Below are 19,812 nucleotides of genomic sequence, written 5' to 3' on the forward strand. Positions count from 1 at the left end.
CATCACAGGGCCGGCGGCATCCGCACCGGTCGCGCCGCAAATTAGGTTGCAGACACCCCTCCACAGGCCCTATGTCCACCCGCCGTCCACTCCTTCTTCCTATTCTTGCGACGGCCATCTTCGCGGGCCTCTGCGCCCGGCTGGGGGTCTGGCAATTGGATCGCCTGTCCCAGCGCCGGGCCTTCAACGTCCAATTGGAGGCGCGGCTGGCGTCGGCGCCCGTGGCCGTTGCGTCTTTGCCGGCGGACACCGGGCAGGGCCATTACCGCCGTGTGACGGCGCGTGGCCGCTTCGAGTACGCTGGTGAGGCGAGACTTGCCGCCCGCAGCCACCTCGGCTCGCCGGGCGTGCACCTGCTGACGCCGCTGCGCCTCGAGGATGGCCGCGTGGTCGTCGTCAATCGTGGCTGGGTCTATGCCCCCGACGCGATGACAATTACGGACACCCTCTGGTTCGAACGCGACACTGGACTCGTGACGATCGTTGGCTACGCCGATACCTGGGGCGAGCGACAGGCGGGTAGCGCACCGGACCGGCCCAGAATTGTCCGTGCACTGGATTCCGCCGCGGTGGCGCGCGTGGTCGGCGCTCCCACTCTCCCGTACTACGTCGCCCAGACCTCAGACAGCGCACGCGCGCCGGATCGACCCGTGCGACTGGGCGAGCCGGTGCTCGATGTCGGCTCGCACCGCAGCTACGCGATCCAGTGGTTCTCGTTTGCCCTCATCGCCGTGATCGGGGGCGCACTGTTGGTGCGCGAGGAACTGGTCAGGCGACGCGCGTCCGCTTGAACTGCAGCACAATGACGGCGGCGACAATCGCCATGCCGCCGGCGAGTGTGCGCAGGGTCAGCGGCTGGCTCAGGACGACCACGCCGAGCAGGGCCGTGAGAAACGGCTCCACGGTGGAGACGATCGCGGTGCGCACGGGCCCCAGCCGCATCAGGGCCATCAGGAAGAACAGCGACGGCAGCACCGTGCTCCAGACCGTCAGGGCAATGATGGCCCCCCAGGCGGTGCCGGACAGCGAGTACTGAAACGTCTGGTTCGCCGACGAGGCGACGAGGAAGCAGATGGCGGCCCCGATCTTCGACCAGGCGGACGTCACCAGCACGGGCCAGTCCTTCTGCATGTACTGCATCGTGGGAATCAGCAGGCTGTACAGCACGGCCGCGCCCAGCGCGAGTGCCACCCCGTGCCGCGCTGGTCCACTCATATTCGGCGATCCGACCATCACGGCCGTGCCGGCGAACGACAGGCCCAGCGCCGCCGCCCGCCGCGCGTCGAGTCGCTCCGCGCCGCGCACGGCCTGCACGAGCGTCACCCAAACGGGATAGGTGTAGAACAGGAACGCGAGCGTGCCGGCGCTGATGTACGCCAGTGACGACAGCGCGAGGTAGATCATCAGCGCCTGGCCACCGCCGCCAAGTCCCATCCAGAGCATGGCGTCGCGCGGCGGAAGGCGCCGCGGCTCACCCCGAATGCCGACCCAGATGACCAGCACCAACGCCGAGAGCACGTAGCGCCACGTCAGCACCGTCGTCAGCGACACACGCTCGCGCATCGCAATGCTGGTGAGGATCGACACCGCCGCGAACCCGCTGGCGGCCAGCAGCGTCAGGCCAACGCCGGCGCGCGCGGAACGGTCGAGAGGGAGTGGGGCCGGTGCGTTCATGGCGATGTGGGCTGGCGTTGGAGGAGCAGCACGGCGGATGCAATCAGTACCCCACCAACGGCCGTGCCGGCGCCCACCGGTTGATCGAGGACGATCGTGCCGAGCAGGGCCGTGTAGAACGGCTCGATGGTCGAGATGATCGCGGTGCGGACCGGGCCGAGCACGGCGAGTCCGTTGAGAAACGCGACAAAGGTCATGACGGTGGAGGCCAGCGCCAGCGCGCCAATGACCGCCCAGGCCGCGGGTGAGAGCGCCGTGTGGAACTCCCCACGCCAGAGCGCGCCCATCAGGTAGGCGAGGCCGGCGCCGGCGATGACGAGCGACGACGCGGCGGCTGCGCTGAGCGGACCGCGCATCCAGTGGAGGAACGGGATATAGGCGGCATAGATGACGGCCGCCCCCAGCGCGCAGGCGACGCCCGCGAGCGGGAGCGCCGACGCGCGCGGCGCCCCGAGGATGACCGCCAACCCGCCCAGAGCGAGCACGAGCGCCGTTGACCGGCGCCAGTCGACGCGCTCCAGTCCGCGCCAGATCGAGAAGAGCACGACCCAGGCCGGAAAGGTGTAGAACAGGAACCCGAGCGTCGCGACGTCGAGCCAGCGCAGCGAATAGAGCGAGATGCCGCTGATCGCGACCTGGCCGAGCCCGCCGGCGACGAGCAGCGTCACCGCGCGGCGGGGTGAAATTTCCCGGAGGCCGCTGCCGGCGATGACGAGCAGGAAGGGCGTGGCGATCAGGTACCGCCACGCCATCGCGCCGGCGAGCGTGAGGCCGTTCCGGTGCGCGATCACCATCAGCACCGAGATCGAGCCGAAGCCGCACGCCGCGAGCGCCACCAGCGACGTCGCGCGCCAGAGCGTCGCGGGAGGGGCGGCGGTGCTCACGTCAGAGCAGCGTGCCGCGAAGAATGAGCAGCGCGACGGTGAAGTAGATGATGAGGCCGGTCACGTCGACGAGCGTCGCGACGAACGGCGCCGACGCGCTGGCGGGATCGAAGCCGATGCGTCGCAGCAGGAACGGCAGCATCGAGCCGGCGAGCGTTCCAAAGGTCACCACGCCGACGAGCGTCATCGCCACGGTGATGGCAATGAGGATGTAGCTGGGCCCGTAATCGTAGCCGATCATCAGGCTGCCGATGTGGAAGCCCCTCTCGCTGAGGAACTGCCAGAGCAGCACGCGCAGGGCGCCGATGGCGCCCAGGATGCCGCCGAGCGACAGCCCCGAGGAGAGTTCGCGGATCGCGACGCGCCACCAGTCGGAGAGCGTCGCCTCGCCCAGGGCGAGCGAGCGGATGATGAGGGACGTGGCCTGCGACCCGGAGTTGCCGCCGGAACTGATGATGAGCGGCACGAAGAGCATCAGCACCGACGCCCGCTGCAGTTCGCTCTCGAAGTAGCCCATGGCGCTTGCCGTGAACATCTCGCCGATGAAGAGCACCGCCAGCCAGCCGGCCCGCTTCTTCAGCAGCGCGATGAAGCCGGTCTGCATGTACGGGTCATCGAGGGCTTCCATGCCGCCCAGCTTCTGCACGTCCTCCGTCTGCTCTTCCTCGATCGCATCAATGACGTCGTCCACGGTGACGGCGCCGAGCAGGCGGCCCCGCTCGTCCACCACCGGCACGGCCACGAGGTCGTACTCCGACGTGACCCGCGCCACCTCCTCGCGGTCGGCGGTGCCGATGACGCGCTGCACCTCGGTCCACGCGACCTCGTGAATGCGCGCGCCCTCGGCCGCCGCCAGCAGTTCGCGCAGCGACATCACGCCGGTGAGCGCGCCGTCGGCATTGACGGCGTAGATGGTATTCATCGCCTCGCGCCGCCCGCCACGGGCGATGGCGCGCACCTGGCCGAGCGCCGTCTCCACGGTGTCCGAGTCGAGCACGGAGACGACCTCGGTCGTCATCAGGCCGCCGGCGCTATCCGGCGGGTACTCGAGCAGGCGCTCGGTCTCGAGGCGCGTGGCCTCGGGGATCGCCTCGAGAATGTCGTCGGCCGTTTCCTCGTCGACGTCTTCGAGAACGTCGGCCCGCTCGTCGGGGTCCATCTGCGCGACGAGCGGCGCCGCCTGCTCCGTGCTCATCTCCTCGAGGAGCTCAGCGCGCAGGTCGTCGTCGAGGTACTCGAGCAGGTCGGCCGCGCGATCGGATGGGAGCGCGGCCAGGAAAGCCGGCAACGCGTGGCGCGGCAGGTGCTCGGCCACGTCGGCGAGGTCCGCCGGGTGCAGCTCCGCTGTCTCCGCGCCGATCACATCGGGGGAGGAATGGAGCAGCTCAAGGATGTCGGGGGCGAGCAGCGCCGCGAGATCCTTTTGGTCGGGCTTCGGTTGTGGCGTCATGGGACCCGTCCGGGCTCGGGATCGCGAGAGTTCGGCGACGTGGCGGCAAAGTACCGGCCGAGACGCACCCCCTGCAACCCTTTGCGCGGTTCTGCTGTCGAAACTTCGACAGCCGCTCGTCGTACGTCTGCCGTGCCCCCCTGCTGCAGAGGCCATTCACCATGCTCTCCACACTCCTGCTGGCAATGCAGGTCGCGGTCGCCAGCAACACGGCGCCGGCTGCCGCGAGGCCGGCCGATGCGCCGGCGCGCCGGGCGTCGCCCACCGTCGCCGAGGCAACGCGTGCCGAGCGCGCCGTCGTGATTGACGGCCGCGACGATGACGCCGCCTGGCGTGACGCGCAAATCATCGATTCGTTCCGCCAGTTCGACCCCATCGAGAACGGCGACCCGCGCGCCTTCCGCACCGAAGCGAAGGTCACGTACGACGACCGCTACCTGTACGTCTTCGTCCGCGCCTTCGATCCGCGCCCCGATTCGCTGGTCGCGCTGCTCGCGCGGCGCGACGTGCGCACGCAATCGGACTGGCTGCACCTGATGATCGACTCGTATCACGACCGGCGCACGGGATACCGGTTCACGGTCAATCCCGCCGGCGTGCAGCGCGACGTGTACATGAGCAACGACGGCAACGAGGACGTGTCGTGGGACGCCGTCTGGTCGGTGGCGACCCGCATCGAGAAGGATGCGTGGACCGCCGAGTACCGCATTCCGTTCAGCCAGCTCCGCTTTGCGCGCGCCGACCGCCACACGTTCGGGCTCGCCATCTGGCGCGATGTCGGACGCACCAACGAGCGGTTGTCGTGGCCGCTGTATCGCCGCAACCAGCCGGGGATGGTGTCGCAGTTCGGCGAACTGCGCGGCCTCGATCGCATCGCCGCGCCGCGCCGGCTTGAGGCGACGCCGTACACGCTCGCCAAGGACCTGTCACATCCGGAAGGCGCCGGCCGCTTCGGCCGGCAGCAGGCGGGGTCGATGGGCGCCGACGTGAAGTACGGCCTGACGTCCAACCTGACGCTCGATGCGACCATCAATCCCGACTTCGGCCAGGTCGAAGCCGATCCGTCGGTCCTCAACCTCACCGCGTTCGAGCAGTTCTACCAGGAGCGGCGCCCCTTCTTCCTCGAGGGACAGGGGATCTTCCGCTATGACCTCAACTGCAATGACGGCCAGTGCAGCGGCCTCTTCTACTCGCGCCGCATCGGTCGTTCGCCGCAGCTCGGCGGCACCTACTACGACGCCAGCAATCCGCTGAACACGACCATCCTCGGCGCCGCCAAGCTCACCGGGCGACTGGCGAACGGGCTGTCCATCGGCGTGCTGGACGCGATGACGCAGCGCGAGGTGGGGACCGGCGGCCGCACCATCGAGCCCGCGGCGAACTACGGCGTCGTCCGCCTGCAGAGGGACCTGAGGCAGGGGAACTCGGGCCTCGGGCTGATGATCACGTCCACCGACCGTCAGCTCGATGAGTGGTCGACCGACTACCTGCGGCAAGGTGCGCGCGCCGTGGGCGTGGATTTCCGCCATCGGTTCGCGCATAACCACTATCAGGTCACCGGCTACCTTGCGGGGAGCCGCGTCGATGGCAGCGCGGCCGCGATCGACCTCGTGCAGCGCAACGGCGTCCACAATTTCCAGCGTCCGGGCGCGGATCTCGGCTACGATCCGTCGGCGACGTCCATGAGTGGCGCCACCATGCAGCTCGCGCTTGAGAAGCAGGGGGGCGGGAAGACGCGTTTCTTCACGGGATACCAGCGGACGACGCCTGGTTTCGAGGTCAATGACGTCGGCTTCCTCGCGCGCGCCGACCAGCAGTCGTACTCCACGTGGTTCCAGGTGGCGTACCTCAAGCCAACGTCGTGGTATCGGAGCGCGCGGGTGAACTTCAACCAGTGGACGCTGTGGAATACCGGTGGCCAGATGCTCGAACTCGGCGGGAACATCAATGCGCACGTCGAGTTCGCGAATCAGTGGTGGGGACACATCGGTGGAAACCTGAACTCCGTCGGGAATTCGTTCGATGATCGCGTCTCCCGCGGCGGCCCGTCGGTGCGCCAGGTCTACAACCGCTCCGGGTGGTTCGGCATGGAGGGCGACCGCCGGTGGAAGGTGCAGCCGATGTTCTTCACGCGCGGCCAGATGAAGGACGCGTCGGGAAGCTGGATGGCCGGGTTCGATCCGGAGGTGGCGATCCGCGTCGCCAGCCGGCTGCAGGCGCGGATGGGTTTGTCGTTCACGCACAGCGTCAACGACGCGCAGTGGTACGGCAAGGAGTCGGACGCGACGGGCAAGACGCACTACACGTTCGCCCGGCTCGACCAGCACGTGGCGTCGCTGACGACCCGACTCGACATCACGGCCACGCGCACACTGAGCCTTCAACTCTATGCATCGCCCTTCGTGGCGACGGGATCGTATTCGAACCTGCGCGAGCTCGACGATCCCGCGGCGCCACGTTACGCCGGCCGCTACCGGGCGTACGGCACGGGCGCCGCACTGGAGGGATTCAATTTCAAGGAATTCCGGTCGAACACCGTCGTGCGCTGGGAATACCGGCCGGGGTCGACGCTCTTCTTCGTCTGGTCACAGGGACGCCAGCAGGATGGCCGGAATTCCGGATCGTTCGAGGCGGGCCGCGACCTGCGTGATCTGTTCCGGGCACGGCCGGACAATACGCTGCTAGTCAAAGCCGCATACTGGTTTGCGCTATAAGAGAGACAACAGACAAACAACAGAGAGACAACAGAAAGACAACAGAAAGACAACAGAAGTATGGATGGATCTCGGACTCCCCCAAACATCTGTTGTTTCTCTGTTGTCTTTCTGTTGTCTCTCAGTTGTCTCTCGTGATGGGGAAACCTTTTCGTGCGCACCGCGTACTAACTATTTGACGGGCGGCCGATGGGTGTGGTCAGTCGGCGCTGGTGGGGGGCCGGCTCGCCCCCTGTCGGTCGCTCGGATTCTCCTAAGGACGAAAACGTCGCCTCTCGAGGCGGCGTTTTCGTTTTTCCGTCGCGTGCGCGATATTGAGGCACGACGCGTGGACGGCCCCGCTCGCCGCACGCCACCCGTCCCTCCGCACGAAGCCTCCGCACCCCGCTCTCGCTCCTCCCCTCCCATGTCAATCAACATTGCCTTCCTCGGCCTCGGCGCCATTGGCACGCCGATGGCGCGCCATCTGGCGATTCCCGGGTTCAGCCTCGCGGTCTGGAACCGCACACCCGCCAAGGCGCAGGCGTTCGCCGAGGCGCATCCGGCGCGCGTGGCTGCGACGCCGACCGACGCGGTGCGCGGCGCGTCGTTCGTCGTCACCTGTCTGCCCGTCTCGCGCGATGTGGAGGGGTTGCTCGACGGACCCGACGGCCTGCTGGCGGGCATGGCGAAGGGCACGCTGCTCATCGACTGCACGTCGGGGGACCCGGCGACGTCGCAGCGCATCGCCGCCCGGCTCGCGGAGCATGGCATCGCGTTCATCGACGCGCCCGTCTCGGGCGGCGTGATCGGGGCGGAGAAGGGCAAGCTGACCATCATGGTGGGCGGCGCGGCGGCGGATCTCGAACGCGCGATGCCCGTGCTCAAGGCGATGGGCGAGAAGATCGTGCACTGCGGGAAGGTCGGTGCCGGGGATGCGCTCAAGGCGGTGAACAACGCGATGCTGGCCGTGCACATCTGGTCGGCGGCGGAAGGGCTGCTGGCGCTCTCGCGCGCCGGCGTGAAGCCCGACGTGGCGCTCGACGTGATCAACGCCTCGAGCGGGCGGTCGAACTCGTCGATGAACCTTTTTCCCGAACGGGTTCTCACCCGCGCCTTCCCGCGCACCTTCCGGCTGGCGCTGCTCGACAAGGACGTGATGATCGCCGCCCAGGTGGCGCGCGACGAGAAAGTGCCGTCGCCGCTCATCCAGATGACCGCCGAACTGTTCCGCGCGGCGCACAAGGCGCTCGGTGAAGAGGCGGACCACGTGGAAGCGGTGAAGTACCTCGAACAGATGGCTGGGGGGGAAATCTCATGACGGCGCCAGTGGTGCAAGGGCACGGGCACAGTGGGGTGCAAGGGAAGGGGATTGCCTCCGTCGAGGCAATCCGCGCGCAGTTCCCCGCGCTGGAACGTCTGCATGGCGGGCAGGCCATTGCGTACTTCGACGGACCCGGCGGCACGCAGGTGCCGCGACGCGTGGTGGAGGCGATCAGCGACTACCTGTACCACCACAACGCCAACACGCACTGGACGTATCCGACCAGCGAGGAGACCGACGCCGCCATCGCCGATGCGCGCGCGTCGCTGGCGGCGCTGCTGAACGCGTCCGCGAACGAGATCGCGTTTGGCGCCAACATGACGACCCTGACCTTCCATCTGGCGCGCGCCCTCGGCCGCGGATGGGGGCCCGGCGACGAGGTGATCATCACCGAGCTCGACCACCACGCCAATCAGGCGCCGTGGCGCGCGATCGAGCGGGAACGGGGCATCACCATCAAGGTGGCGCCGATCAACCTCGAGACGTACGAACTCGACTGGCCGGCGCTCGAGCGGCTCATCACGCCGCGCACGAAACTGCTCGCGATCGGTGCCGGGTCGAACGCGCTTGGCACGATGCCCAACGTGACCGCGGCGGCGCGGCTCGCGCACGCGGCCGGGGCGCTCTGCTTCGTGGACGCGGTGCACTACACGCCGCACGGCGTGGTCGACGTGCGCGCGTTCGACTGCGACTTCCTGGCCTGCTCGGCCTACAAGTTCTACGGTCCGCACATCGGCGTGATGTACGGCAAGGCCACCCGCCTCGCGGCGCTCGACGTGCCGAAGCTGCAGCCCGCCCCCGATACCGTGCCGGAACGCCTCGAGACGGGGACGCAGAACCACGAAGGCATCGTCGGCGCCGGCGCGGCCGTGCAGTTCCTCGCGTCGATCGGGAGCGGAGCGACACCACGCGAGCAGGTGGTCAGTGCCATGACCGCGCTGCATGCGCGTGGCGAGCAGTTGTTCGCTCGACTGTGGGACGGATTGGGCGCCATCACGGGCGTCACGCGCCATGGGCCGCCGCCGGGGCGTCCGCGCACGCCGACCGTCTCGTTCACCATCGCGGGCGTCACGCCGGACGATGCGGCGCGCCGCCTGGCCACGCGGGGCGTCTTCGTGTCGCACGGCGACTACTACGCCTCCACGGTGGTGGAACGGCTTGGCCTGCAGCCGGACGGAATGATTCGTGCGGGCTGCTCGTGCTACACGAATGAGGCCGAAGTCGATCGGCTGCTGGCCGGCGTCGCCGCGCTCGCACGAGCGTAACCGCTACCGCACGTGATGAAGGGCGCGAGGAGAGTGACCTCGCGCCCTTCGCACGTCCGATCACGGTTCTATTTCGCTGGGGGCGGCGCCTTCTTGCGGCTCACGAGTTCACGGTCGAGCGCCCCCGCGAAGAGCTCGTATTTCGAGCCGGGATGCCAGAGTACCCATCCATCGTATCCGGCATCGTAGACCGCCTGCTTCTGCGCGCGCAGTTCCGCGGCGCCGTACGGCGGCTGCCCAAGCGAGAATGCCTGCAGCCAGGCGCGCACGTGCTCGCCGTTTCGAATGCCGAGCTTCTCATCGCGCTCTCGCGCCCGACTGATGGCGGCAAACACGATCCGGTACGGATCGGCGTTGGGGCGGGCCACGCCGAAGGCGCCGCGAGGATAGTGCGACGGATAGACCATCGGCAGCATCACATCTGCGCGCGGCGACAGCGTCTCCCAGTGTTGGCCGATCTCCAACGGCCGGGCGAGCGACGTGACAAGGCCGAAGACGTCCGCCGTCGTGCGGACACCGAGCTTGCTGATGCGCCCTTTCGCAAACCCCAGGAACTCCGCGAGCGCGGTGGCTTTGTCAGATCCGTTTGCGCTTGGAAAGACCTGTCTTGGTAACGACTTATATGGTTCTGGAAAACGTATGTAGTCGAATTGGATTTCGCCAAAACCTAGCTTCACCACCTCTTCCGCGATGCGGACGTTGTAGTCCCAGAGTTCGCGGTGATAGGGGTTCACCCACGTGAGCCCCTGCTTATCGCGCCACGCGCCGCCCGCGGCCGTGCGAATGGTCCATTGTGGATTGACGCGTGCCGTGACGGAATCCTTGAAGACCACGATACGTGCGATGGCGAGGATCTTGTGCGCCTTTAGCGTGTCGAGCAGAGGCCGCAGGTCGCGAATCGTGCCGGCATTTCCCGCGTTGCGCTGAATGACGGGGTCCGCTGAGGCGTAGTTGAGTCCGAACTCGTCCTTGATGTCGATGACGAAGGCGTTGATCTCTGTCGCATCGGCCAGCGCGATGAGCTGGCGCATGCGCTTCGGGCTCTGGGCAGCGAACCGGTTGACGTACAGCCCGCGGACGATCGGCGCCTCGAGCAGCCGCGCGGGGGCCGCGAGCGCCGGCGTGGCACTCGGGGCGCGCGTGGGGGCGGCGACGCTTGGCTGCGCCGCGATGGACGCCGTGGCGGTGATCACGAGGAACAGCAGAGCGGGGAGGCGATGGCGCATGACGTGCAAGCTAAACGGCCGCCGGCGCACCGAGCGACCCCCTGGGCCTGCTATATTGCGTCGTGCCTTCGCGCCGCCTCCTCCCGCTGATCCTGATCGCCGCCTGCTCCCGCGCGCCGCAGGGGCCGCCTCCGCACACCGAGTTCCTGGTGGCGAACGTCGACTCGACCTTCTGGGTCACGTCGGACGCGCGCGGCATCCGCATGCGCGGCGCCCCCATCGTGCTCGCGCGTGACGCCGGCCGCTTCCACGAACTGTACGTCGCCGACGACGACCGCTCCTTCTACGATGCGATCTTCGTCGGCCAGCGCCTGTACCGTCGTGACCTGATCAGCGGCGATTCGACGCAGCTTCTCTCCGACGGCGAGGTGGCCGACATGGCCGAGCGATTCGCCGTCGAGCATCCGAACGAGCGCCCGCTCGCCGCCGACGAGGAAGGCGCGCAGAATCCGCGCACCTCCGCCATGGCCGAGCTGCACCTGCTCGACCTGCACGGTCCATACGCCTCATTCGAGCACCTGACCGACATCGACATTCGCGGCGGCTCCAGCCGTCACGCGGCGCACGGCGGGGTCATCGACCTGCGCACGGGCGAGGAGAAATCGGTGCGTGACTTGTTCGGCGACGCCGAGGAAGCGCGCATCGTGCCGATCGCCGAATCGGCGTGGCGCAACGCCCGGGACTCGCTGCTCCTGGCCGCGGGCTCACGCGGCACAGCGGCCCGGTCGGCGATCCAGCATTTCGAGTTCAATGCCGGGAGCTTCGCGATCGCCGCGCAGAATCGGGTGCCCCAGGTGCAGTTCACGGTCCCCGGCTCCGGAGGCGGAGCCGGCGGTGTCACCATTCCCCTCCCGCCGCAGAGTGTCGTGGAGCCGCCCTGGTGGCGCGCCGTGCGCGACGAACTGCCGCTGGGCGCGGCGCCGCTCCTGCGCTGGCCCCGCGAGCATTTCGAGCTGGTGGCCCGCAACGACACCGCGAGCGGTGAACGCGCGACGCTGGCCATTCGCGATGGCGAGCGTGAGTGGCCGATTGGCGTGGTGCGAGGGCCGGTGCGCCGCGTCTTCTGGCTCGACGCGCCGGCGCTCTCGCGCGAGGGGCGCCGGGCGCTCACGCGCGCCTTCGACGAGGCCGCGCTCTACTCGGAGCAGACGCGCATCGTCCAGGCGCCGCGGCTGCGCGGCCGGCCGCTCGTGCTTCCGGCGTCCAACCGCCGGTCCGAGCCGCGACGCGTGAAACGCACCACCAGCAGCGGTCGCGCCGAGGCGCTGTGAAGACGCCGCGTTCCGCGCCGGCGCTCAAGGTGGCGCTGCCGTACACTGCGGCAAACGCCAATCGGGCCCTGCCGCTCGTGCGGCGCATCGTGACCGACCTCGTGAATCAGGTGCGGCACTGGGAAGAGGCGGTGCGGCACGTCGAGCTGACCAGCCACGACAACGTGCTCGACAACGCGGAGTCCGAACGCTGGCAGCGCGAGACGCAGCGGCTGGCCGCGGAGATCGAGGGATGTGTGCGCGAACTCGGGGAACTGGGGATCGCGGTCAAGGCGCTCGACGTCGGCCTGGTGGATTTTCCGGGCACGCTCGACGGCCGAGAAGTCTACTTCTGCTGGATGCTGGGCGAGCGCGCGGTGACCCACTGGCACGAGCGTGACGCCGGCTTCAGCAGCCGCCAGCCCATTCCCCTCGACGCCATCGCCACACTCGGCTGAACCGGCGGTCGCCCGGCGTGCCACCCCGGCGCCCGCGCTACGCGCCGGCGTCCTCGTCGACGAACGGCACGTTGATCTCCATGCCGTCACGCGCGATGGCCACGCGCGGGAAGACTTCACGGGCCTCGCGCTCGAGATCGGACGGATCGCGCGAGTACCGCGCCGAGAAGTGCGTCAGGGCGAGCTGTTTCACGCCGGCCGCGAACGCCACCTGCGCCGCCTCGCGCGCCGTGCTGTGCCCCGTCTCCACCGCGCGCTCCGCTTCTTCATCGCCGAAGGTGCTCTCGTGGATCAGGAGATCGGCCCCCTGCGCGATGTCGATGGTGGCGCCACAGGGACGCGTGTCGCCGGTGATCACGACGCGGCGTCCGGCACGCGTCGGACCCACGAGCACCGACGGCTCGATGACGCGTCCATCGTCGAGCGTGATCGCCTCGCCCTTGTGAATCCGTCCCCACAACGGCCCCTCGGGAATGCCGAGCGAGCGCGCGAGGTCCGGGTTGAAGCGCCCCCTCCGGATTTCCTCCACCAGCGCATATCCCACCGCGGTGACGCCGCGATGGTCCACGGCGTACGGCACCATGGCGTAGTCCTTGCGCTTCACCGGCTCGCCCGGCGTCACCTCGGTGATCTCCACCGGATAGGTGAGCCGCTCGCCGCCGAACGCATCGGCCCGCTTCATCAGTCCGGCGAGACCGCGTGGTCCCCAGACGCGCAGCGGCTCCGTGCGGCCCTGCAGCGAAAGGGTGCGCATCAGTCCCACGGCGCCGATGACGTGATCGGTGTGGAAGTGCGTGAAGAAGAGGTCGCCGAACGTGAAGCCGACCGCGTATCGCATCATCTGCCGCTGCGTCCCCTCGCCACAGTCGACCAGGATCGTCTCACCTTCGCGGACGATCGCCAGCGACGAAACCCCGCGCTCCACGGTGGGGCGCGAGGCAGAGGTGCCGAGGAAAGTGACGCTGAGGCTCAACGGACGGGGATGGCAGAGGGCGGATGGCAGATGGCGGATGGCTACCGCCTAAGGTAATCGACTCCGGCGCGATTCGTTCGTCGCGAGCGAAGCGGCTACGCCTTCGCGAGGATGCCTTGCAGGCGCGTCTCGTCGATGTTGCCGCCGCTCACGATGGCGACGATAGGCGTGGCCAGGTGCCGCAGGCGGCCGCTGCGGAGCGCGGCGACGCAGACGGCGCCCGACCCCTCCGCCCGGATTCCCTCGGCGAGCCAGAGCCAGGCGATCGCGCTCGCGATCTCGTCTTCCGTCACCGTCATGATGGACTCGAGCGTGGCCTGCCCGATGGCCAGCGCATCGTCGTCGATCTGGCCGGCGAGTCCGTCGGCGAGCGTCGGCAGGTTCTCGATTTCCACCACGTGCCCCGCCTCGATGGCGAGCGACATCGCGTTGGTGCGCTCGCTCTGCACGCCCACGACGTGCACGTGCGGCGCCATGCTCAGCACGTAGGCGCCCATGCCGCCCAGCAGGCCGCCGCCGCCGACGCAGACCAGCATCGTCTGCACGGCGGGGAGTTGCTCGAGCACCTCGGTGGCCACCGTGCCCTGGCCGGCGAGCAGCGGGACGCCAAGACAGGGGTGCACGAAGGTCTTCCCTGTTTCCGCGGCGTGCGCGCGCGCCCGCACCATGGCGTCGTCGTAATCGAAGGCCTCGTCGAGCACGCGGGCGCCGCGCTTTGCGATCCCTTCCTTCTTCACCGCGGGCGCGTTGGACGGCACGAAGATGGTGGCCTCGATGCCGAGCCGCTGCGCCGCTTCCGCGACCCCGAGGCCGTGATTGCCGGCGCTCGACGCCACGATGCCGCGCGCGCGTTCGTCGAGCGTGAGGAGGGAGAGGGCGTTGTATGCGCCGCGCACCTTGAAGGAGCCGGTGATCTGTTCCGACTCGAGCTTCAGGTAGACGTCGCCCTCGGCGAGCGACGAGAGCGCCTCCGACCGGCGCAGGGGCGTGCGCACGGCGACGCCGCGCAGGCGGGCAGCGGCTTCGTCGATCTCGGAAGCGGAGGGAAGGAGGCGTGGCACTTTAGCGATGGCAGAGGGCCGATGGCAGATGGCCGATGGCAGATGGCCGATGGCCGATGGTGGATGGCGGATCGTGGAAGATGGGCGATCGGCCGAGTCGCGTCCACGGTTGTCTGGTGTCCTTTCCGCCCTCCGCCCTCCGCCATCCGCCATCCGCCTTCTGCCCTCCGCCATCACTCGTCGGCCGCGAACAGTTCCAGATCTCCTCCATTCCACCTTCGCTCATACGCACTCGCGTCGAACTTCTTATAGGCCCGCTCGAGCGACATTGAGCGAATCGTCCCCCAGACCGGGCGCTCGCCCCACGGCCGATCGAACTTGCCGAAGCACCACTGGATGCCGCCGTAGCTCGACGGATCGCGCCCATCCAGTGCCCACTTGTCGTTCAGGTGGATCAGGTGCTGCATCGCATCCGCGTACGTCGCCGACCAGGCGAGCACCGACTTGCCCCAATACATCCGCATCACGTTGTGGATGACGCCCGTCTCCCGCAGTTCACGCTGCGCGGCGTTCCAGAGCGGGTGATGTGTGGCGGCGTTCTCGAGCTGCTGTAGCGAGTACACGGCCTCGCGTTGGTCGCCCGCGTGCGACGCCATCGTGCGATGCACCCACTCCGGCAGCGCTGACAATGTGCGGAAGTTCGGGTTGCGGAGGGTGAAGTTGAGCGCGAGTTCGCGCCAGGTGACGAGTTCGTCGAGGAAGGAGTCGGCTTTCGCCTGTCCCACCGCGGCCAGCGCGGCGCGCGCCACCTCGGCGGCGCTGATCTGGCCGAAATGCAGGTACGGCGAAAGCCGCGACGAGCCGTCGGGATCCGCCGGTTCACGGCGGCGCGTGTCGTAGTCGGGGAGCGCGGTGCTGCAGAATGCCTTCAATCGGGCGAGTGCGGCGCGACGCCCGCTCGGCAGCGGGGCCGGTGGCACCGTGTGGTCGATGTCGCAGCGGGCGATCTCCGCCGCGAGGTCGCCGGCAACGTCCAGGCGGTCCACCTCGAGCGAGGCCCACAACGTGTCGGACGCCTCGACGCGAGGGGGCGCGTTGCTGACCGGCGCGAGGGCGTGAGAGAGGTGCGCCATCACCTTGGGGCGCAGCGTGCGCGCCGCGTACTCCTCCTTCACGAAGAGCGCCGCCGGGACGATGGCGTGCGATTCGACCGCGACGACACGGCAATCAACGCGCGCGGCGAAGCGCTGGGTCCGCTCGGCGATGCCGGCCGTGGGGAAGTCGTCGGTCACCACGAGCGCGGCGCGCGCCGCCAGACGGTCCACCACGCGCCGGTCGCCGCCGCGACGGCGGCGCAGGACGAACTGGTAGCGCAGCCCGAGTTTCGTGGCCCGCTGCGCGAGTTCGCGCGCGTTGTGCAGGATGAACGAGTGAATGCGGTCGTTGGCGTGCTCGTACGTCGGGTCGAGCCCCTGGTGGATGATCACTGGCAACCCAAGCCGGTCCGCCTCGCGCACGGCGCATCGCAACGCCCAGTTGTCCTCGAACCGGTGCGTGGACTGCATCCAGTACAGCACGTATTCACCGCTTCGGCGTTCGGGACGCGTGTTCATGCCGCGCGTACGAAGCGCGAGCTGCTCACGGACGAAGGCGGAGCTAAGGGCGGACGACACGAGTGCTCGGGGAGGAGAAGGCGCGCTACCGGTGGCGCCGGGCGCAACGAGGATGGCGCAGGACGCATCCCTGCCGCGGCGCGGCCTACGTGAAGATGAACGCCTCAGGCCGCGCTGGCGTTCCGTGACGCGCCTGTTACAGGATGTTGTGGCGAAGGCACTTACGGGTGAACAACGGGCGCAGCGGTGTTGCACGCCACGGATAATGTCCCCGTGGTGCGACCAGTAGAAGTGTCCCCCAGATTCGAGGCCTCGCGAGGAGGCCGGGATGGGGCGCACGGGGATGTCGACACGAGAGTTGGAGCGGGCACGGATCGTGGCGCAGGTGGTGGCCGGGGCCCTGCGTCTCACGGAGGCGGCGACGCTGATGGGCGTGAGTTACCGGCAGGCGAAGCGCCTGCGACAGCGGTTTCGCGCGGGCGGCGCCGGCGCGTTGCAGCACCGGCTCGTCGGGCGCGCGTCGAATCGCGCGTGGGACCCGGCCGCGCGATCGGCGATGCTGGCGTTTGTCGCGGCGGAGTTGAGTGGCCCGGCCGCCCCCGGGCCCGGGCAGCGGTTTGGCCCGACGTTGGCCGCGGAGCAGGTGGCCGGCGAGTTGGGGTGTCCGGTGGCCGTGACGACGCTGCGGCGCTGGATGCAGGCGGCGGGGCTGTGGACGCGGCGGCGCGCGCTCGGCGTGCCCAGGGTGCGCCGGCCGCGCGCGGCGCATTTCGGCGAGCTGGTGCAGCTCGATGGCAGCCCGCACGCGTGGTTCGAGGACCGCGGCCCCGTGTGCTGTCTGCTGGAGATGGTCGATGATGCGACGGGACGCACGATGCAGCGCTTCGCGCCGGGCGAGACCGCCGATGCGGCCGTGGCGATCCTGCGGCAGTGGGTGCTGACGCACGGGGTGCCGCGGGCGATCTACCTCGACGGCGCGGGCGTGTATCGCGGCATTCCCGACGCCGAACGGACCCTGAGCCATGGGCGCGACCTCGGGTCGCGGTTCGGGCACCTCTGTGCGGCGCTCGGGATCCAGCTGATCACGGCGGGCTCACCGCAGGCCAAAGGGCGCGTGGAGCGGGCGCATGGCACGCACCAGGATCGGCTGATCAAGAAGATGCGTCGCGTGGGCATTGCGACGCTCGCGGACGGCAATGCGTTTCTCGCCCGCTACACGCCGCAGCATAACGCGCGCTTCGCCGTCCCGCCGGCCGCGCCCACCGACGTTCATCGCCCGCCGCTCACGGCGACGGCCTTCGACGCGCTCGGCTAGGCGGAGACCCAGCGCGTGGTGGGCCGCGATGGCGTGATCCGGTACCTCGGCCGCGAGCTGCAACTGGAGCGCAGTGTGCGCCGTCGGGTGCCGGACGGCACGCGCATCCTCGTGCAGGAGGCCGCGAACGGCGTCGTGCGCATCATCCATCGCACGGGGGCGGGTGACCGGACGTGCGCGTGGCACGAGGCGCCGCCGCGCCCGGCCGCCCTGCGGCCTCGCCGCTCACCGGCGGAAGCCGCCGAGGCGCGGCGGCCACGGGCCGACCATCCGTGGCGGAAAACCCTGCACAAATGGTACCTGCAATCCGTGGCGGACAAGCACGCCGCCACGAGGGGACAGTTCTAATGGCGTAACACTGGGGACACTTCTACTGGTCGTTGACAAGCGGTTGACTTTGCCCCGAAACGGACTACAATTCAATCTGTCTGTGGGGCCCCGCCTCTGGTGGGGCCGTTCGTTTCAGACCCGGGTGCGACCGGAAGCAGTGACGAGCGTCGCCCTGGATCGTATTGGGGCTGTAGCTCAGCTGGGAGAGCGCTGCAATCGCACTGCAGAGGTCAGGGGTTCGATCCCCCTCAGCTCCATTCGCACGAAGACAACCGATGTGCCCGCCGCCGTTCGGTAGGACGTAGAGTTCCAATGACGGCGAGCGTGGCCACTTCATACGAAGGCCGCACCCAAGGGTGCGGCCTTTCTTAGGTTCTTTATCGTCGTAAACACTTGACTACCCGGCCGAATGGGTGAATTTGAGTTTGACGCTCAGTCTTGACCGTCGTTAAGGGCCAAGCACCAACGAGCGAATGGCAGTACGTGCTCCTCGTCTAACTCACTGAGAGTCTTGCGGTTGAAGCTTCCCATCTTGGTTTTTCACAAGATCGCGCCGGTCCCTCCAGACTCGCAGTTCCCGCGCAACTACGTGCGTCCGGAGCAGTTCGACGCGCTCCTGGGTTGGCTGCGGAGCGCCGGGTACGTGAGCATTCGCTTCGAACAGTATGTCGCGCACCGGCACGGCGAGGCGACGCTGCCGCCCAAGCCGATCATTCTGACCTTTGACGACGGCTACCGTTCCAACGCGGAGATTGCGCTGCCGATCATGAAGAAGCACGGATTCCGCGCCACGATCTTCGTCGTGCCTGGCCATCTCGGGCAGACCAATCGCTGGGACGCCGAGGAGAAGCAGGAGCCACTGCTGTCGGCCGAGGAGATCCGCGAACTGCATGCCGACGGCTTCGCGTTTGGCTCGCATACGATGCATCACTCGCGCCTGACGGCGGCGCCCGCCGCGCTGGCGCTCGAGGAGTTGCGCGCCTCCCGCGAGGCGCTCGAGGCATTGCTGCAGGAGCCGGTGCGCACGATCTGCTATCCCTGGGCGCAGCACAACGAGGCGGTGCGTCGTCTCGCGCTGGAAGCCGGCTACACCTGTGGCGTCGGTATCCGGCGTCGACTCAACCGACCGAGCACCGACATCATGGCGCTACACCGGATTCCAGTGACGTACCTCGACTCGACGTGGCGCGTGCGCTGGGATCTCCTGCGACTGCGGTTCCGGTCCGAATGACGTACCACGGCCTTCGCGTGGCCTTCATCACCTCGGCGGATTCCTTTCGCGGATCCGCCGTGTCCTACCAGCATCTCGCCGAGGGGCTGCGCGACCGCAGCGCCAAGGTGCAGGTCTTCACGGGCCATCCCGCGGTGACCGGTCCATTGCGGGCGGCCGGGATTGATGTGGTGGAGCTCAACCTGCGCTCGACGAACCCGAAGACCGCGCTGCAACTGCGCCGCGCGCTGCGCCTGTTCCGCGCCGAAGTGCTGGTGGTCGACCGTCCGCGCGACCTGCGGCTCGGCCTGCTCGCGACGGCCGGAACGAAGGTGGCGTTGGTTGACCGCTACAACGCGCATGGGGCGCGTCCGGCGAGCGACCTGCTGACCCGCATCGCGTACCGGTTCTTCGTGCGACAGACGATCTTCCTGACGCACGAGATGGCGCATCGGGTCTATCAGGCGGCGCCGTGGATGGCCCGTCCGAATCACCGCGTGATTCCCGAGGGGGTCTGCCTGCGGGGATTCCGTCCAGACAGCGCGGCGGGACGCGACTTCCGCGAACGCCATGCGCTTGGCAACCGGCCCTTCGTGCTCGCCGTCGGGGCGCTGACGAGCGAGAAGCGCACCGCGATGATCGTCGATGCGGTGCGTCAGGTTCCCGAACGGCCCCTGCTCGTTCTGTGCGGCGAAGGGCCGCTACGACCCTCGCTCGAACGCCAGGCGGAGCTGCTCGATGTGCCGGTGCGGTTTCTGGGACTCCTCCCGCGCGCGGAACTGCTCGGCGCGTACAACGCCGCCTCGGTGGTGGCGCACGCCTGCGCCGTCGAGACGTTCGGGTTGAGCGTGCTGGAGGCCATGGCGTGCGGCGCACCCGTGGTCGGTGTGCGATCGGGCGGAGTGCGTGAGGTGGTCGGCGAGTCGGGCGACGCCGGCCTGCTCGTGGACGCGGAGGATGCCGGGGCGATGGCGAGGGCCATCCACAGCGTCCTGGCCGATCCGGCGCTGGCGGCCATCCTGCGGGCGGGCGCGCGGGCGCGCGCCATGGCGGACTTTTCGCTGGAGAAGATGGCGGACGCCTACGATCTTGCCACCGTTGCCGCCTTCCTGCTGACCACTTCGACCTGACGGCAAGGCGCAACGA

17 protein-coding genes and 1 tRNA gene are annotated in these 19,812 nt (G+C 68.7%); 11 read left to right on the forward strand and 7 right to left on the reverse strand.

What is annotated here, in order from left to right:
- Positions 1–71 precede the first annotated feature (71 nt).
- Complete coding sequence (locus VGJ96_03620; protein ID HEY3286192.1) at positions 72–791, forward strand: SURF1 family protein; 720 nt, start codon at positions 72–74, stop codon at positions 789–791.
- Here the strand turns inward: VGJ96_03620 and VGJ96_03625 are convergent.
- The 3 genes from VGJ96_03625 to mgtE are packed head-to-tail and all read right to left on the reverse strand — an operon-like array spanning position 769 to position 4,008.
- Positions 769–1,674 carry a DMT family transporter gene (locus VGJ96_03625; protein HEY3286193.1) on the reverse strand — a complete coding sequence of 302 codons (906 nt, stop codon included), beginning with the start codon at positions 1,672–1,674 and terminating at the stop codon, positions 769–771. The two genes, VGJ96_03620 and VGJ96_03625, sit on opposite strands and share 23 nt — an antisense overlap.
- Positions 1,671–2,558: a DMT family transporter gene (locus tag VGJ96_03630; GenBank protein ID HEY3286194.1), complete on the reverse strand. Its 888-nt coding sequence runs from the start codon at positions 2,556–2,558 to the stop codon at positions 1,671–1,673. Before VGJ96_03630 ends, VGJ96_03625 begins: the two co-directional genes overlap by 4 nt.
- A 1-nt stretch (position 2,559) precedes the next feature.
- On the reverse strand, positions 2,560–4,008 hold the full coding sequence (gene mgtE, locus VGJ96_03635; GenBank protein HEY3286195.1) for a magnesium transporter: 1,449 nt from the start codon (positions 4,006–4,008) through the stop codon (positions 2,560–2,562).
- 161 nt (positions 4,009–4,169) lie between these two features.
- Here mgtE and VGJ96_03640 point away from each other — a divergent pair, with 161 nt between their 5' ends.
- From VGJ96_03640 to VGJ96_03650, 3 genes are all read left to right on the forward strand, one after another.
- Positions 4,170–6,722, forward strand: a complete 2,553-nt coding sequence (locus tag VGJ96_03640) for a DUF5916 domain-containing protein (GenBank protein HEY3286196.1) — start codon at positions 4,170–4,172, stop codon at positions 6,720–6,722.
- A gap of 406 nt (positions 6,723–7,128) precedes the next feature.
- Positions 7,129–8,022 (forward strand): NAD(P)-dependent oxidoreductase, encoded by an 894-nt coding sequence (locus VGJ96_03645; protein HEY3286197.1) that lies wholly within the window; start codon positions 7,129–7,131, stop codon positions 8,020–8,022.
- Entirely contained in the window at positions 8,019–9,290 is a 1,272-nt protein-coding gene (locus VGJ96_03650) for a cysteine desulfurase-like protein (GenBank protein HEY3286198.1), read from the forward strand. The genes VGJ96_03645 and VGJ96_03650 overlap by 4 nt, the downstream gene beginning before the upstream one ends.
- Before the next feature lie 68 nt (positions 9,291–9,358).
- On the opposite strand, the gene VGJ96_03655 is transcribed toward VGJ96_03650, so the two are convergent.
- Positions 9,359–10,516 (reverse strand): putative glycoside hydrolase, encoded by a 1,158-nt coding sequence (locus VGJ96_03655; protein HEY3286199.1) that lies wholly within the window; start codon positions 10,514–10,516, stop codon positions 9,359–9,361.
- Between the two features lie 62 nt (positions 10,517–10,578).
- Here VGJ96_03655 and VGJ96_03660 point away from each other — a divergent pair, with 62 nt between their 5' ends.
- Positions 10,579–11,787, forward strand: coding sequence for a hypothetical protein (locus tag VGJ96_03660; GenBank protein ID HEY3286200.1), 1,209 nt, complete (start codon positions 10,579–10,581; stop codon positions 11,785–11,787).
- Positions 11,784–12,224, forward strand: a complete 441-nt coding sequence (locus tag VGJ96_03665) for a DUF2203 domain-containing protein (GenBank protein HEY3286201.1) — start codon at positions 11,784–11,786, stop codon at positions 12,222–12,224. The genes VGJ96_03660 and VGJ96_03665 overlap by 4 nt, the downstream gene beginning before the upstream one ends.
- 37 nt (positions 12,225–12,261) lie before the next feature.
- Here the strand turns inward: VGJ96_03665 and rnz are convergent, their stop codons facing one another.
- The 3 genes from rnz to VGJ96_03680 form a co-directional block, all read right to left on the reverse strand.
- A complete protein-coding gene (rnz, locus tag VGJ96_03670) occupies positions 12,262–13,197 on the reverse strand; it encodes a ribonuclease Z (protein HEY3286202.1) in 936 nt (311 codons plus the stop codon).
- Between the two features lie 95 nt (positions 13,198–13,292).
- Entirely contained in the window at positions 13,293–14,258 is a 966-nt protein-coding gene (locus VGJ96_03675; protein HEY3286203.1) for a threonine/serine dehydratase, read from the reverse strand.
- Between the two features lie 173 nt (positions 14,259–14,431).
- Positions 14,432–15,871, reverse strand: a complete 1,440-nt coding sequence (locus VGJ96_03680) for a deoxyribodipyrimidine photo-lyase (protein HEY3286204.1) — start codon at positions 15,869–15,871, stop codon at positions 14,432–14,434.
- 268 nt (positions 15,872–16,139) lie between these two features.
- On the opposite strand from VGJ96_03680, the gene VGJ96_03685 reads away from it, so the two are divergent.
- The 5 genes from VGJ96_03685 to VGJ96_03705 all read left to right on the forward strand — a co-directional run bounded on the left by VGJ96_03685 (position 16,140) and on the right by VGJ96_03705 (position 19,796).
- Complete coding sequence (locus VGJ96_03685) at positions 16,140–17,126, forward strand: ISNCY family transposase (GenBank protein HEY3286205.1); 987 nt, start codon at positions 16,140–16,142, stop codon at positions 17,124–17,126.
- 15 nt (positions 17,127–17,141) lie between these two features.
- The gene (locus VGJ96_03690) at positions 17,142–17,474 is read left to right on the forward strand and encodes a hypothetical protein (protein ID HEY3286206.1); all 333 of its coding nucleotides are present in this window, start codon (positions 17,142–17,144) and stop codon (positions 17,472–17,474) included.
- Positions 17,475–17,640: 166 nt separating this feature from the next.
- Positions 17,641–17,713: transfer RNA gene (locus tag VGJ96_03695), tRNA-Ala, on the forward strand.
- Positions 17,714–17,973: 260 nt separating this feature from the next.
- Positions 17,974–18,687 carry a polysaccharide deacetylase family protein gene (locus VGJ96_03700; protein ID HEY3286207.1) on the forward strand — a complete coding sequence of 238 codons (714 nt, stop codon included), beginning with the start codon at positions 17,974–17,976 and terminating at the stop codon, positions 18,685–18,687.
- Complete coding sequence (locus VGJ96_03705) at positions 18,684–19,796, forward strand: glycosyltransferase family 4 protein (protein ID HEY3286208.1); 1,113 nt, start codon at positions 18,684–18,686, stop codon at positions 19,794–19,796. Before VGJ96_03700 ends, VGJ96_03705 begins: the two co-directional genes overlap by 4 nt.
- The last annotated feature ends 16 nt before the right edge of the window (positions 19,797–19,812 follow it).

It is taken from the genome of Gemmatimonadaceae bacterium (assembly GCA_036504815.1).
GTDB lineage: Bacteria > Gemmatimonadota > Gemmatimonadetes > Gemmatimonadales > Gemmatimonadaceae > PNKL01.